The organism is Variovorax nitratireducens (assembly GCF_051216545.1).
Taxonomy (GTDB): domain Bacteria; phylum Pseudomonadota; class Gammaproteobacteria; order Burkholderiales; family Burkholderiaceae_C; genus Variovorax.
Window position 1 is genome coordinate 108,763 of sequence record NZ_JBPJZO010000003.1, and the last position, 13,082, is coordinate 121,844.

Annotated in this window: 17 protein-coding genes; 12 read left to right on the forward strand and 5 right to left on the reverse strand. The window is 62.8% G+C overall.

Going from position 1 to position 13,082, the window contains the following annotated elements; translation table 11 throughout:
• Positions 1-25 precede the first annotated feature (25 nt).
• Entirely contained in the window at positions 26-943 is a 918-nt protein-coding gene (locus ACSFA8_RS09755; RefSeq protein ID WP_435479313.1) for an amidohydrolase family protein, read from the reverse strand.
• 16 nt (positions 944-959) lie between these two features.
• On the reverse strand, positions 960-1,619 hold the full coding sequence (locus tag ACSFA8_RS09760) for a substrate-binding domain-containing protein (RefSeq protein WP_435479314.1): 660 nt from the start codon (positions 1,617-1,619) through the stop codon (positions 960-962).
• Between the two features lie 135 nt (positions 1,620-1,754).
• On the opposite strand from ACSFA8_RS09760, the gene ACSFA8_RS09765 reads away from it, so the two are divergent.
• Positions 1,755-2,663: a LysR substrate-binding domain-containing protein gene (locus ACSFA8_RS09765; protein WP_435479315.1), complete on the forward strand. Its 909-nt coding sequence runs from the start codon at positions 1,755-1,757 to the stop codon at positions 2,661-2,663.
• A gap of 102 nt (positions 2,664-2,765) precedes the next feature.
• Here the strand turns inward: ACSFA8_RS09765 and ACSFA8_RS09770 are convergent, their stop codons facing one another.
• The gene (locus ACSFA8_RS09770; protein WP_435479316.1) at positions 2,766-2,972 is read right to left on the reverse strand and encodes a hypothetical protein; all 207 of its coding nucleotides are present in this window, start codon (positions 2,970-2,972) and stop codon (positions 2,766-2,768) included.
• Positions 2,973-3,223: 251 nt separating this feature from the next.
• On the opposite strand from ACSFA8_RS09770, the gene ACSFA8_RS09775 reads away from it, so the two are divergent.
• Genes ACSFA8_RS09775 through ACSFA8_RS09785 form a run of 3 tightly spaced genes read left to right on the forward strand, consistent with a single transcriptional unit; the run spans position 3,224 to position 6,451 of the window.
• Positions 3,224-3,637: a hypothetical protein gene (locus tag ACSFA8_RS09775; protein WP_435479317.1), complete on the forward strand. Its 414-nt coding sequence runs from the start codon at positions 3,224-3,226 to the stop codon at positions 3,635-3,637.
• Positions 3,637-5,100, forward strand: a complete 1,464-nt coding sequence (locus ACSFA8_RS09780) for an RAD55 family ATPase (protein ID WP_435479318.1) — start codon at positions 3,637-3,639, stop codon at positions 5,098-5,100. Before ACSFA8_RS09775 ends, ACSFA8_RS09780 begins: the two co-directional genes overlap by 1 nt.
• A gap of 19 nt (positions 5,101-5,119) precedes the next feature.
• Positions 5,120-6,451, forward strand: coding sequence for a hybrid sensor histidine kinase/response regulator (locus tag ACSFA8_RS09785; protein WP_435479319.1), 1,332 nt, complete (start codon positions 5,120-5,122; stop codon positions 6,449-6,451).
• A gap of 23 nt (positions 6,452-6,474) precedes the next feature.
• Here ACSFA8_RS09785 and ACSFA8_RS09790 read toward each other — a convergent pair whose 3' ends face one another.
• Positions 6,475-7,665 (reverse strand): sensor histidine kinase, encoded by a 1,191-nt coding sequence (locus ACSFA8_RS09790; RefSeq protein WP_435479320.1) that lies wholly within the window; start codon positions 7,663-7,665, stop codon positions 6,475-6,477.
• A 34-nt stretch (positions 7,666-7,699) separates the two neighbouring features.
• Here ACSFA8_RS09790 and ACSFA8_RS09795 point away from each other — a divergent pair, with 34 nt between their 5' ends.
• The 7 genes from ACSFA8_RS09795 (at position 7,700) to ACSFA8_RS09825 (ending at position 11,792) form a co-directional block, all read left to right on the forward strand.
• On the forward strand, positions 7,700-8,080 hold the full coding sequence (locus ACSFA8_RS09795; protein ID WP_435479321.1) for a response regulator: 381 nt from the start codon (positions 7,700-7,702) through the stop codon (positions 8,078-8,080).
• Positions 8,081-8,268: 188 nt separating this feature from the next.
• On the forward strand, positions 8,269-9,036 hold the full coding sequence (locus tag ACSFA8_RS09800; RefSeq protein ID WP_435479322.1) for a TIGR04325 family methyltransferase: 768 nt from the start codon (positions 8,269-8,271) through the stop codon (positions 9,034-9,036).
• Positions 9,037-9,090: 54 nt separating this feature from the next.
• Positions 9,091-9,324, forward strand: coding sequence for a DUF2933 domain-containing protein (locus ACSFA8_RS09805; RefSeq protein WP_435479323.1), 234 nt, complete (start codon positions 9,091-9,093; stop codon positions 9,322-9,324).
• Positions 9,321-9,920, forward strand: a complete 600-nt coding sequence (locus ACSFA8_RS09810) for a methyltransferase family protein (protein WP_435479324.1) — start codon at positions 9,321-9,323, stop codon at positions 9,918-9,920. Before ACSFA8_RS09805 ends, ACSFA8_RS09810 begins: the two co-directional genes overlap by 4 nt.
• Before the next feature lie 254 nt (positions 9,921-10,174).
• Positions 10,175-10,438 (forward strand): proteophosphoglycan ppg4, encoded by a 264-nt coding sequence (locus tag ACSFA8_RS09815; protein WP_435479325.1) that lies wholly within the window; start codon positions 10,175-10,177, stop codon positions 10,436-10,438.
• Between the two features lie 59 nt (positions 10,439-10,497).
• On the forward strand, positions 10,498-11,130 hold the full coding sequence (locus ACSFA8_RS09820) for a L,D-transpeptidase (protein ID WP_435479326.1): 633 nt from the start codon (positions 10,498-10,500) through the stop codon (positions 11,128-11,130).
• A gap of 137 nt (positions 11,131-11,267) precedes the next feature.
• Positions 11,268-11,792: a hypothetical protein gene (locus ACSFA8_RS09825; RefSeq protein WP_435479327.1), complete on the forward strand. Its 525-nt coding sequence runs from the start codon at positions 11,268-11,270 to the stop codon at positions 11,790-11,792.
• A gap of 84 nt (positions 11,793-11,876) precedes the next feature.
• Here the strand turns inward: ACSFA8_RS09825 and ACSFA8_RS09830 are convergent, their stop codons facing one another.
• Entirely contained in the window at positions 11,877-12,404 is a 528-nt protein-coding gene (locus ACSFA8_RS09830; protein ID WP_435479328.1) for a YidB family protein, read from the reverse strand.
• Between the two features lie 216 nt (positions 12,405-12,620).
• Here ACSFA8_RS09830 and ACSFA8_RS09835 point away from each other — a divergent pair, with 216 nt between their 5' ends.
• Entirely contained in the window at positions 12,621-13,064 is a 444-nt protein-coding gene (locus tag ACSFA8_RS09835; protein WP_435479329.1) for a hypothetical protein, read from the forward strand.
• The last annotated feature ends 18 nt before the right edge of the window (positions 13,065-13,082 follow it).

Here is a 13,082-nt window from a genome sequence, read left to right on the forward strand (position 1 = left end):
GGTGGCAGGGAGCCCCGGGGGGAAACTAGTTCTCTTGCGGCCAGTAGAGCCGCGCGGGGTTGTCGACCAGCAGCTTCTTCTGCAGTTCGGCTGTGGGCGCGATGTGCGGGATGAAGTCCACCAGCAGGCCGTCGTCGGGCATGTGATCCTTCAGGTTCGGATGCGGCCAGTCGGTGCCCCACAGCACCCGGTCGGGGAACAGCTCGACGATGCGGCGAGCGAAGGGCACCACGTCGCGGTAGGCGGCCTGTTCGCCGTCTCGTGCCGAAGGGCCGGTGATCGACAGGCGCTCGGGGCAACTCACCTTGGCCCACACGTTGGAATGCTCGCGCATGAACCGCACGAACAGCTCGAACTCGGGATCGTCTATCGGCTTGCTCACGTCGGGACGGCCCATGTGGTCGACCACCACGGTGGTCGGAAGGCTGGTGAAGAAGTCCCACAACTCCGGCAGATCGACTGCCTCGAAATAGATCACCACGTGCCAGCCCAGCCGGTGGATGCGAGCGGCGATCTCCATCAGTTCGTCCTTCGGCGTGAAGTCCACCAGCCGCTTGACGAAGTTGAAGCGCACGCCGCGCACCCCGGCGGCGTGCAAGGCCTGCAGTTCCGCGTCGCTCACGCTTCGCTTGACGGTGGCGACCCCCCGGGCGCGGCCGCCCGAAGCCTCGAGCGCATCCACCAGCGCGCGGTTGTCCGCGCCGTGGCAGGTGGCCTGCACGATCACATTGCGGTCGAACCCGAGGTGGTCGCGCAGGGCGAACAGCTGCTCCTTCGACGCATCGCAGGGCGTGTACTTGCGCTCCGGTGCGTAGGGAAACCGGGCGGCCGGCCCGAACACGTGGCAGTGGGCGTCCACGCTGCCGGGCGGAAGCTTGAACTTCGGCTTGGACGGATCGGCGTACCAGTCCAGCCAGCCGGGCGATTTGGTGAATGCAGTCATGGCGTATCTCTTTGGTTCAGGCCGGTTCCATGCCGTGGCGGCGCTTCGCTTCGGCCGCGGCGCGTGAACCCATGAAGTCGAGCAGGCGGCCTACTTCCGCGCCCTGTGTCGATGCGGCGCAAAGGCCCGCGGAGAAGGTGGTGGTGATCTGGATGGTGGCGGGCAATCGGCCGACCACGTCGATGCCCTCGAGATGCATCAGTTCGCTCAGTTGTTGAAAGCCCAGGGCCACTTCGCCGCGCGCGACCAGCTCGCCGACCGGAACGCCCGGCGGCGCTTGCACGATGCGCGGCTGGATCTCGGAGGCGATGCCCCAGCGCTCGAAGAGCTTTGTCAGCGCCACGCCGCTCGGCCCGGTGGAGTAGCCGATCGATGCGGCCTCTTGCACCGCGCGACGCACGGCGTCCTCGGAGGCGATGTCCGGCCTCGGCGAACCGGCACGCACGGCGACGGCCACATCCGAATGGACGAGGTCGACCTTGCTGCCAGCGACCACCCGGCCCGACGAGACGAGCTTGTCGATGGCGCCGGACGCCAGGAAGACGACGTCGAATGGCTCGCCGGCCTCGACCCGGCGCGCGGCGTCGACGCCGCCTACAGATTCGATATCGACCGTGCTGCCTGACAGATGCGCATACGCTTCGGCCAGATCGCCAAGCACAAGGCGAGTGGCCATGGACGAAATTCCGCGGATCGGGAGCGATGTCATGCGGCAATTCTGCTGCGCGCTGCCGCCCGGATGGAAGCCATCGCCGCCACTACCAGCTAGAACAATCGGGAATAGCTGGCACCCTGCCCTACACTGCGATGCATGGATCTTCGGCAGCTGGAGTACTTTGTTCGTGTCGCCGAACTGGGCAGCTTTACGCGAGCCTCGCTCGCGCTCGATATCGCGCAGCCGGCACTCAGTCGCCAGGTTCGGCTGCTCGAAGTGGAACTGCGCCAGACCCTGCTGACCCGCAACGGAAGAGGTGCCGTGCCGACCGATGCCGGCCGGCTTCTGCTGGAGCACGGGCGCGGCATTCTGCACCAGGTCGAGCGTGCGCGCGAGGAACTGGGCCGCGTGCGCGGCGCCCTCGCCGGCCGGGTTGCGATCGGCCTGCCGCCGAGTGTGGCCAAGGTGATCACCGTTCCGCTTCTCCGCGAAGTCCGAAAGCGCATGCCGGAAGCCTCGCTGTCCGTCAGGGAAGGCCTGTCGGTGGCGTTGTACGAGTCGCTCACCCGCGGGCAACTCGATATTGCATTGCTGTACAACACCGTGCAGTCGCCGGACGTGGAACTCACCCCCCTGCTCGAAGAGCAACTGTTCCTGATACAGCGCAGAACCGGCAAGGCAACGCCCACGGCGAAGCCCAGGGGAATACCGCTGCGCGAAGTGGCCGGCCTTCCACTGGTGATGCCCAGCCGCCCCAATGCCATCAGGATGCTCGTGGAAACCGAGATGGCCCACCTGGGCTGCCGGCCGCAGGTGGCCCTGGAGATCGATGGCGTCGCCGCGATTCTCGACCTGGTCGAAGACGGCGCGGGCAGTGCCATCCTGCCGCGCAATGCCGTTGCCACTGCCGCGCGTCCGCAGGCTTTCGTGACGCGGCCCATCAGTGCGCCCCGCCTGCACAGCAAGCTGTTCATGGCGATGAGCTCGCGCCGCACGGCGACGCTCACGCAAAAAGCGATGCTGCAGCTTGTCCAGCAGATGGCGTTGAAGCTTCTGGCCGCTTAGGCGCAGGCACCCGCGGGAGGCGAGCAACGCCTCCGCGCTTCGGTCTGGTGCTTACCGATGCCGTCTACGCGCAGGCCAGATTCTGGCTTTGCGGCCGCGCTATCATCGACGCGACTTTCTCTTCGTTGCAGGGATGGCCATTTTGCCGCTCCAGAAGTCGACGACCTGTCGTGCTGCTTCGGATTGCGCTGCTCCAATCTGCCGCTTGGCAGCGCTGGTAGCCTGGCCGCGAGCCGAGCCCGCCGCCTTGTTGGCAGCGCTAAGCCACATGCTCATCAACGGGTTCTTTTTTGTCCATGGATTGCTCATAACACCTTTCGTATTCGGCCGATGACCGTTGAGCCACCGTGGAGCCACCTCACACGCGGCAGTGCAGCATTTGCGCTCGAAATTGATACGCCGCTGTCCTACATGTGGCGCGCGTATGCTTCGGCTGTCGAGCGGGCGGCCCGCACTTGGCCTTCCACATCAAGGGTTAAGGTAAAAGGGTAAGGCGGACACGCGCTGCGGCGCGCTGAAGTTTGGACCGCCTTGCATTTCCATACTCAAGCCGGAGGGCCATGCGCGAAGACATCATCAAGGAGGCGCTTTTCCTGCGCTTCGGCATTGGCTCAGATGCCGGGCAGATCGCGGATGCCATCCGCGTGGCCTTGCGGCTGCTCCACGCCGAACTCGCCTTGGTTGTCGGCGCTCAGGCATCGGCCGCCCTGGTCGCGCATGCCGTTCATCGCACGCGCACCGTAGTCAACTGGACCATGCCGGCTGCTGCTGCACTCACTGAGGCGATGCTCGCCGCCTTGCGCGAAGATCTTGCGGCGCGCACACCCGCTGATTCTCTGTTCGCAGGGGAGACCTTGATTTTCGCCCTGGTCGATCACCTCATTTCCCTTATCGGTGAACCATTGACGTTTCGCATGTTGAATTTGGCTTGGGCCGTGCCCGGTGCCGACCAGTCCCCCCAGGAGATTCTCTAATGACTAGCAATGTTGTCATCCGACGACTCACTACCGGCGTGCCTGGCTTGGACGCGTTGCTGGGGGGCGGACTGGCGGAGTTTTCCTTCAACCTGATCGCTGGAGCGCCGGGATCCGGCAAGACGACCCTTGCGCACCAGATCATGTTCGCACTCGCGAATCCCGACCACCGCGCCATCTTCTTCACTGTCCTCGGGGAACCTCCACTGAAAATGCTGCGCTACCAGCAGCAATACAGCTTCTTCGATGCGGCCAAGGTCAACGACTCGATCCGATTCATCAACCTGGCCGACGAAGTCGAAGCCGGTGACTACAACCGCGTCCTGAAGCGGATCGTCGAGGAGGTCGAACGCTTCGGGCCCGCGCTTGTCATGGTCGACTCGTTTCGCTCGGTGGTTCAGTCGGCAAGGAGCGTCGGCAAGAATGAGATGGATCTGCAGCAGTTCGTGCAGCGCCTCGGCATGCTCCTCACCACCTGGCAGGCCACGACCTTCCTGATCGGAGAGTACGTCGCTCTTGAAAGCGAGGCCAATCCGATTTTCACCGTTGCCGACGGCATCATCTGGATGGCTCAGTCTGTCGAGCGCAACTCGGTCGTGAGAAAAATCCAGATCATGAAAATGCGCGGCCATGCCACCATTCCAGGCCTGCACACTTTCCGTATCACCGACCACGGCCTTCAGATTTTCCCTCGCACGATCGGGGTGAGCCCCAGGCCCCCCGACGCCAAAGCATCCCTCGATGGCGGCAGCACTCCGGCGCGACTATCAATGGGCGTGCCACTGCTTGACGGTTTGATGGGCGGCGGCCTGCCGCTTGGGTATTCGCTTCTGGTCGCAGGGCCCACCGGTTCTGGAAAGTCGCAGCTTGCCGCGGCTTTCCTGGCCGAGGGCGCGCGCGCCGGAGAAAAGGGGGTCATCGCCGCCTTCGAAAGAACTCCGGCGCGATCTCACCAGGTGCGACTCGATGAATTGATCAGCAGCGGCGAGGTCGCGATGATCGATACGCGCGCGCTCGACTTGTCAATCGACGAGACGCTCCACGCCCTGACCGAACTGATCGAACGCACGGGCGCAACGAGGGTCGTGATCGACTCCATATCGGGGTTCGAGCTCGCACTGGCACCGAGCTTCCGGGAGGATTTCCGTGAGTCGCTGCATCGCATGATCGCAGTGCTCACCGGCTTGGGGGCGGCAGTGTTGTTGATCTCGGAGTTGGAAGACCGCTACATGGATCTTCGTTTCAGTCCCTACGGGGCAGCCTTTCTCACGGACGCCATCATCGTGCAGCGCTATGTGGAACTCGAAGGCCAACTTCAGCGAGTCATGGCCGTGGTCAAGATTCGGAACAGCGATCACAGCCATGAGCTTCGTCCCTATGAAATCACCGATGCCGGCATCGTTATCGGGCAAGCCACCCCGGGCATGTCTGGGTTACTGACGGGACATCCGCGGCAAACCTGAAGTCTTTTGAGGTTCCATCGTGACCGCCGAATTTCCGGATCCTCCAGCCCAAGCTGGCAGTTCGACGCCACAAGATCCCGCCGCGCAACCCGATCACGCCGCGGCAACCTACGATGATGCGACATTAAAGCTGATGCGGTTGGAAGCACGCAGCGACGATCTGAGAGAAGCCAACGAGCGCTTGGTCTTGGCCACACTTGCCGCAGAGACGCTCGAAGAAGCAGCCCGGAAATCGAAGCATCAGCAGGACGAATTCCTTGCGATGCTGGCGCACGAACTGCGCAATCCCTTGGCTCCCATTCGAAGCGCCGTCGCGCTGCTTGAGCGGCTGGACACGATCGATCCCCGGTTGACGACGATCAAGGAGGTGGTTCGGCGACAGGTCGATCACATGGCGCGGCTGCTGGACGATCTGCTTGACGCGTCGCGAGTGACCAGCGGCAAAGTTACGCTGCACCAGCAGACAACGAAGGTGAGCGAGTTTGTCAATCAGGCTGTCGAGATGTATAGAGCGCTCATCGACGCGCGTGGCCAGCAGCTCACACTGGACATGCCTGTCACGCCCATCTACGCACATGGGGACCCGACACGCCTGGCGCAAATCATCGGCAACCTGCTTCACAACGCGGCGAAGTACACGCCGGAGGGGGGCACCATCGCGGTGAGCGCCCGACCGGTGCAAGACACTATCGTGGTTCGGGTGATCGACAACGGAAGCGGCATTTCGGCCGAGGCGATGCCCCATATCTTTGACCTGTTCGCGCAGGAAGAGCGTTCCCTCAGCCGCAGTCAGGGTGGCCTCGGCATCGGGCTCACAGTGGTTCGCAACATGGTCGAGCGGCATGGCGGCACGATCGAGGCACGAAGCGGCGGACCTGACGCAGGCAGCGAGTTCATCGTGACCCTGCCGCGCGTGGAGAAGGTGGAGGAACCTGTCTTGGCGCCGACGCCCAAGGTCGCATTCGTCCCAGCTCGCATACTGCTCGTCGACGACAACGTCGACGCAGGCCTCTTGCTATCCATGCTGTTGAGAATGTCCGGGTATGAGGTCGAGGTCGCTCTTGACGGGGCCAGCGCTATGGTCGCGTTCGCCAACCAGCGGTCCCAGATAGTTCTCTGCGACATTGGATTGCCCGACATGAATGGGTATGAGGTCGCCAAGCGCATGCGCCAAATGGGCACTACTGGGCATTCACCGCCGCTCTTGATTGCGCTGACGGGCTACGAGGCCCCTGAAGACCGAAGACGCTCTCTGGCGGCAGGCTTTGATCACCATGTGGCCAAACCGGTCGACTTCGATGACCTGCTCAGGCTGCTTGAGAAGGCCGAGATTCCCTCGGGCGAATCGTAAGAGCGTAGCGCAGGGCTTAATTCTCAGAGCACATCCGAGCGGCGCGGGCGGACGTGTGAAGATTTCGGAAGAGTCACCGTGAACTGCACCCGGTGAGGGGAGGAATGGCCATGTACCTCTCCCCCATGCACCTTTGCAATTTGTCTGACGATGAACAGACCAAGGCCAAAGTGCGAGCGGTCAGGCCCCGGTTTGTGTGCGGCCCTACGGCGCAGCGGCTCGAATAGCTGCTCCATTTCGTTAGCGCCAATCTCATGGGTAGCCGCGTTCTCGACTATCAGCCGAACCACTTGATCCTCGCCCTCCAACCTGACCATCACGGGTTCTGAAGAAATCCCATGTTTGACAGCATTCGTAACCAGATTGCCGAGCGCCTCGCGGATTCGGGAGCCGTCGAACTCGCCTCGCGTGTCCCCTCGCACAGCCAACTCGATCGTGGCGCCTGGAAGTGCTGCGCGTTGCAGTTCAAGTTCGTCGCTGCATGCCGCCTCCAGGTCGATCGACACTCTCTCGATCGCCATCCCGCTGCCCAAGCCAGCCCTGTTGTATTCCAGCAGTGAGTCCATCAGCGAGGCCATCCGACGAGTGCTCCGCGTCAGTGTTGCTGTTGGCAGGGCAAGGTCTCTTGGCGCCTTCCGGGCGATGATCTCGGCGGTCATCGCGATGGCATTCAATGGGCCGCGCAGGTCGTGGCCAAGAACACCGAGAAAAATCTGTCGCCATCGCTCGACTTCGGCCGCATACACCCGAACTGACTCTGCCAGCGCCTGATCGATCGCCTCATTGAAACGACCGACGTCGTGCAACGCATTTGGGTCTGGAGGAGCAGCCTCCGACCAGAGACGCACGACACAAGAGCGTAGAGCGCGATATTCGGCAATGACCTGCTCGATGTGCAGCCCACTGCGAGCGCGAACGAGACCGTGGGTCTCGGCGGCGGTTTCCCGAGTTGTACCGGCGGCAAACGGGTCGCCATGAGACTTCTCAATCGACTCCGTCCTACTTTGGGCAGTGCGCAGGTCGGCTGAAATGGCTTTCAACACCTTCGGCAGATGGTCCCGAAGAACGACTTCGTCTTCGTCTTTCAACAACAGGATCGTTTTGGCATATGTAACCGATTCGGCCAAGATTTCTTCCCTGGCGAGTTCTAGAAAGTCAGCTAGTTGCATGGTCTCGGATGATGTCTGCGTCCGCGGGACGTCGGGTTTGCCCATTGATAGCCCATGCTTTACGGGAAAGCAATAAGAGATGACGCAAGCTTTTGAAATCCTCGTTCTTGACGACGAGCACGATGCCGCTGACATGATGTTTAGCTTGCTCACCTTGGAACTTCAAGGCGCCGTTGTCCGCGTTGTCTACACCGGCGAGGACGCCGTGGCGGCCGGCACAGAGCACCGCCCTGACGCTGCGATCTTTGATCTGGAGATGATTGGCTTGGGCGGGGAAGGGGCGGCACGAGCCCTGCGTTCAGCATACCCAGACTCCCAACTGCTTCTCATAGCACTCTCCGGAAACGTATTGCGACTTGCTGCACTTCGGGAGACGGGCACCTTCGACTACCTCTTGAGCAAACCACTTGACGTTGCAATGGTGATTGGTCTGTTGAAGGGTCAAGTTCGCGCAGCCTAGTTCTGGAAGCAAAGAGCTGCCAGGAGGCTGTGATGCTCGGGCCTGGGCGCGGCCGAGCCTGTCGCGCTCCGACGCCCCTTGCAGATCGGGCCCCTCGGGCGCGCAACTGTTACGCGGAAAACCCCAATTGAATACTTTTGAAGTACTTCGTACACTTTGTATCGCTTCCCAACCAACTTGGAGGAGGTATGAGTCTGCATCTACTGCCCTCGTCCATTCGCGAGTCGGTGTATCGCCGCAAGTTCCTGGAAAACCGCGAAGAGAATCTCTTCATGGGGTCCTTCGAAAGCTTTCGCGCCGCCGAGGCGGGCGCACCGCCCACGAAGGCCGTTGGATATGACAACGCGCCGGCCGAGGCCTTCTATAGCCATCAAATCTATTTCTACGACTATCCGGGCCTGTTTTGGTTGAGGCACTCGCTGGATGACGGCATGCGCAGCATTTTTGATCTGGGCGGCCACGTGGGTATCAAGTACTACGCGTTTCGCCGCATGCTGCACTACCCCGCCGATCTGCGCTGGACTGTCTGCGACGTGCCCACAGTGGTGAAATGCGGTCGGGAACTGGCGATGAAGCGCGAGGCCACTGCGCAACTCAGCTTCACCCCCAGTTACCAGGACGCGAGTGGTTACGACGTGCTCTATGCCTCCGGCAGTCTGCAGTACCTGCCAATGCAGTTGGCAGACATCCTTGCCGATCTGCCGATAAAGCCGAAACGGATCGTGCTCAACACGACCGCCGTGCATCCTGACCGCACGATCTACACGCTCAATAGCATTGGCTTTGCCGTTTGCCCTTATCGCGTCCAGCACCACGACGAGCTGCTAGCCGAACTTGTGGGTGCCGGCTACAGGCGGCGCGATGCTTGGCGAAACGAAGGCAAGCCTATCGAGGTGCCTTTCGTCGACGGCGGGGACAAGGCTTACTACGCAGGTTGCTGCTTTGACCGGTTCTAAGCGGGCGAGCCCAGTCTACGAACCCAGTAGCCCCTTCTTCCACGGAGCGTTGAAATGGAAACTCAGAGCAGTGAGCCGAGTTTTTGGCTGTCGGCGGGCGGAGACGCTTTGCTTGTCCTGGTGCTTATCGGCGGCTTCTTCCTCTACACCGAACATCGCGCACATCTGTTCGGGATGCTTCCATATCTTCTCGTCCTTGCGTGGCCGTTGATGCATGTGTGCATGCACCATGGGCACCCCCATGGCGGAAGTCGCTCAGGTCGTTTCCCGTCGGAAGATGATCTATGAACAGCGCCAACAATGACTATGGACTGTGGAGCCTTGTGCTCCTGAATTCCGTCGTGTTCATCGGATTCGCATATAGCTTCTTCAAGCCGTCCAAACAGCGGGACTGGACGAGCTTCGGCGCTTACTCCGCGTTCATCGTGGCATTGTTTGCGGAGATGTATGGCTTCCCACTCACGATTTTCCTGTCGGCTGGGTTCGGGCACGAGGCAGGGCATCTGCGGTGGCTGTTCACGTTCACGGGACAGCACAGCCATCCGCACACGGGGTTGTCGCACCTCCCCAGCTTCGTGACCATCTCTGCCGGCTTCCTGCTTTTGTCAAAGGCATGGCATGTTCTGTATCACGCGCAGCGACGCCACAAGGTTGCGACAGCAGGCCCGTATCACAGCATCAGGCATCCGCAGTATGTTGCGTTCGTCCTCATCATGTTCGGCTTCCTGCTCCAATGGCCGACACTGCTGACGCTCGCGATGTTCCCGGTGCTGGTCGTGACGTACGTCCGCCTTGCAATATCCGAAGAACATGAATCAGAGCGGGAGTTCGGGGAGGCCTGGCGTGCATATGCTGACGTGACTCCCCGCTTCTTCCCGTCCTGAAGCGGAGGTTCGCAGCAGCGCGCCTAATACTGCCGTGCCATCCGTGCCCGTCGTCCGCCTGGGAAGGCGGGGCGTCGCAAAGACGTCCAAAGGCCAAGGCCTATGCACCCGCCTGGGCCGAGGGCCCTTCAAGCGGCGGGAAGCGCCTACATCCTGACGCGCAACGTGCCGACCTCGTGTGCACACTCGCCCATTACCTTGGGTTTGCACTGTCCGGTCGGACAGTGATTCGGCAACGACCCAAGGAGACTCTCATGAAATTCACGTCACCGCTTTTCGCCGCCTTGCTTTTCGGCAGTGCGACGCTCGCCTGGGCACAAGGCACACCCCCCACGGTCACTCCGGCCAACCCGGCCACGGCGGCAGGCCAACAGAGCCCCGCGGGTGGCCCGATGGGCACGACTGGAACACTGCCACAGAACCAGGCGCCCACCGCGGCCCCTGCTGCGGCACCCGCACCGGCGCCGATGGATTCGACAGCGCCGCCGATGCGCCGGGCACGCGCGGACCGCAACTGAACGCGCGGCAGCCCTCCTTCCGGGGTTCCGTCCCCGGACTCGTTTTCTGAGGTTTTCAAATGACCTTCCAGAACCGCGGTGCCATCCCGCTCACCGCACTGCTGCTTGCCGCACTGTGCGCCAACGGGGCGCCCGCGGCGGACAGACCTGACGAGCCCGCCATCGCTGCGCAGCAATTTGCTGCTGCAGCGGTGCGCGCAGGCGACAACCAGCGCTTGCCATTTGCCGTAGTCGACAAGGTGAACGCCCGCGTCTGGGTGTTCGGCGTAGACGGCGAATTGCGCGGCACGGCACCGGTACTGCTGGGCCTCGCGATCGGCGACGATTCGGTGCCGGGCATCGGCGAGCGAAAGATGTCGCAAATCAAGCCCGCCGAGCGCACCACCCCGGCGGGCCGTTTCGTCGCCGAGCCGGGTCGCAATCTGCGGGGCGAAGACATTGTCTGGGTCGACTACGAGGCCGCAATCTCGATGCACCGGGTGCGCGCGACCAACGCCGCCGAGCGCCGGCTCGAGCGCCTCGCCACGCCCAGCGTGCGGGACAACCGGATTTCGTTCGGATGCATCAACGTGCCTGCGGCCTTCTATGACCTGCACATCCAGCCGGCATTGGGACAGGCGCGTGGCATCGTTTATGTGCTGCCGGAGACCCGCGCCCCGCGCGATCGCTTCGGCTTCCTCGGCACACCTTGAGTCTGCACATAGCTGTAGGTGTGCACTGGCAGCCCCCACAGCCCGTCGCCTTCACGCCGACAAGCACGCGGGCGCTGTCGAACCTGAAGCGCACGGTACAACTTTGGTTTCCCTACGTTTATTTTTGGAGACATTCCATGATTGATCGAAACGACACCCGTGTGCCCGGGGACGATGCAGATTCGCATCCCGCTGCGACTGGCCTTGGAGCCGTGCTCGGCGGCGCTGCAGGTGGTGTGGCGGGCGGCGCCGCAGCAGGCGCGGCGATTGGGGGAATGACGGGACCCGTTGGCGCCGCCGTCGGCGCCACAATTGGCGCGGTGGCTGGGGCTTTGGCCGGCCGCAGCTTGGCCAAGGCGGATCCGGTCGCCGAGGATACCTACTGGCGAGACAACTACGCGGATCGCTCCTACGTGGACGCCGGGTCGAGCTACGACGACTATGCACCGGCCTACCGCTACGGTGTCGACGCCTATTCGCGCAACCCGAATCGGAAGTTCGACGACGTGGAGCCGGAGTTGAGCCGCGATTGGGGCACGGCCCGTGGACGCTCCTCGCTGGAGTGGGAGCGCGCCAAGCACGCGACGCGAGACGCTTGGCAGCGCCTCAGCGACAACGTGGAACGCGCCGTGCCCGGCGACTCGGATCGCGACGGCCGCTGAGGGCTGAGCGTCTGCAGCAACAAACGGCCCGCGAGGGCCGTTTTGTTTGGGCGCGTGCGCAGTGGTTGACCCGGCCAGCGACGATCAGGACAGGCGCTTCAAATAGTCATCGACGCTGTTGGCAAGCGTGTTCCCTTCGGGCACCGTGCCGCCCGGCGTGAAATGGTCGACCACGTCGGGCAGGAGTTCGGAGAGGCCCGACCTCGCCTCGTCGCTGCTGATTCCGGCCTGCTGCGCCATCTGTTGCAGTTCATCCTCGCCGAACACATCATCGATCGCCCGCGCAGGCAGCGGCTCGTTCGAGCCGGTGCCCACCCAGGAGGCGGCCTGCTGACCGTAGCCCCGCTGCGAGAGGCGGCCAAGCAGGTCGCCCAAACCACCCCCACCCCCACCGCCGTCCCCCTGGTGGCCGCGCTGACTCAGCATGCCCAGGACGACCGGCAGCAAGGCCATCAGCACCGGACTCAGCCCGCTGCCGCGCCGGGCATCGTTGCGCCCGCCGAGCGCACTGCCGGCGAGGCCGCCGAGGATTTGGGATAAAAGGCTCATGATCATCTCCTGAAGGTTGGCCGCGAGCGCAGCACTTTGCATCGCATCGCCGGTGTAGTGCAACGATACGCGTACATCCGGCGGCCGCGGTGACGGCACACTTCGGCTTTCGGCCGCAGAGGGAACCTACGGCGGGTGCTATTGCTTCCGGAGCTTGCCGTTTCCGCCCTCGCGTTCAGGCCGCCTTCCGACGCTTTTCCGACGGTATGCCGACACCAAGCAGCGCCGTGATCTCCTGCACCAGGGGCACATTCCTCGTCTTGCTCCAGGCCACAGCCGTTGTCGCTGATCCGCCGCAAGGCGGGTACGATCGCGCAACGAATGAACACCGAGCACGACATGCGGATGCAGGCCGGCCGGCTCAGAGAGCTGGCCGAGGAGGCAGAACGATTCAATGTGGCGAGCAGCTGTGCTTGCCGGCTGATACGTGCTACTGGCTGGGAGAGCATGCCGGAGGAACGCTGGCCGGCCGAACTCATGAAGTTGCAAGGGACGTTGCGCGACGCTTCGGTCGACGAGCCGACTTTCGAAGAATTCCATCCAGCGGGCACGCGCTACGACTCACCGGATGCGCCCATTGCGTTGAACTTCTTCCCGTTCAACCGGTGCGACGTCTATCGGTGCACCCGTTGCCTGCTTCCCGCCCTTCGCTATACCGAGTACGGCGGCTACTACGTCGACCCCCGGGCACGTTGCGTGAGATCGGCGCTGATCGTCGATTGAACGCAGGCTGAAGAAGCT

Excerpts from the sequence above, each read along its gene's own strand:
- ACSFA8_RS09755 (WP_435479313.1), bottom strand. The coding sequence starts at position 943 with ATGACTGCATTCACCAAATCGCCCGGCTGGCTGGACTGGTACGCCGAT.
- ACSFA8_RS09760 (WP_435479314.1), bottom strand. The coding sequence starts at position 1,619 with ATGGCCACTCGCCTTGTGCTTGGCGATCTGGCCGAAGCGTATGCGCAT.
- ACSFA8_RS09765 (WP_435479315.1), top strand. The coding sequence starts at position 1,755 with ATGGATCTTCGGCAGCTGGAGTACTTTGTTCGTGTCGCCGAACTGGGC.
- ACSFA8_RS09770 (WP_435479316.1), bottom strand. The coding sequence starts at position 2,972 with ATGAGCAATCCATGGACAAAAAAGAACCCGTTGATGAGCATGTGGCTT.
- ACSFA8_RS09775 (WP_435479317.1), top strand. The coding sequence starts at position 3,224 with ATGCGCGAAGACATCATCAAGGAGGCGCTTTTCCTGCGCTTCGGCATT.
- ACSFA8_RS09780 (WP_435479318.1), top strand. The coding sequence starts at position 3,637 with ATGACTAGCAATGTTGTCATCCGACGACTCACTACCGGCGTGCCTGGC.
- ACSFA8_RS09790 (WP_435479320.1), bottom strand. The coding sequence starts at position 7,665 with ATGGGCAAACCCGACGTCCCGCGGACGCAGACATCATCCGAGACCATG.
- ACSFA8_RS09795 (WP_435479321.1), top strand. The coding sequence starts at position 7,700 with ATGACGCAAGCTTTTGAAATCCTCGTTCTTGACGACGAGCACGATGCC.
- ACSFA8_RS09800 (WP_435479322.1), top strand. The coding sequence starts at position 8,269 with ATGAGTCTGCATCTACTGCCCTCGTCCATTCGCGAGTCGGTGTATCGC.
- ACSFA8_RS09805 (WP_435479323.1), top strand. The coding sequence starts at position 9,091 with ATGGAAACTCAGAGCAGTGAGCCGAGTTTTTGGCTGTCGGCGGGCGGA.
- ACSFA8_RS09810 (WP_435479324.1), top strand. The coding sequence starts at position 9,321 with ATGAACAGCGCCAACAATGACTATGGACTGTGGAGCCTTGTGCTCCTG.
- ACSFA8_RS09815 (WP_435479325.1), top strand. The coding sequence starts at position 10,175 with ATGAAATTCACGTCACCGCTTTTCGCCGCCTTGCTTTTCGGCAGTGCG.
- ACSFA8_RS09820 (WP_435479326.1), top strand. The coding sequence starts at position 10,498 with ATGACCTTCCAGAACCGCGGTGCCATCCCGCTCACCGCACTGCTGCTT.
- ACSFA8_RS09825 (WP_435479327.1), top strand. The coding sequence starts at position 11,268 with ATGATTGATCGAAACGACACCCGTGTGCCCGGGGACGATGCAGATTCG.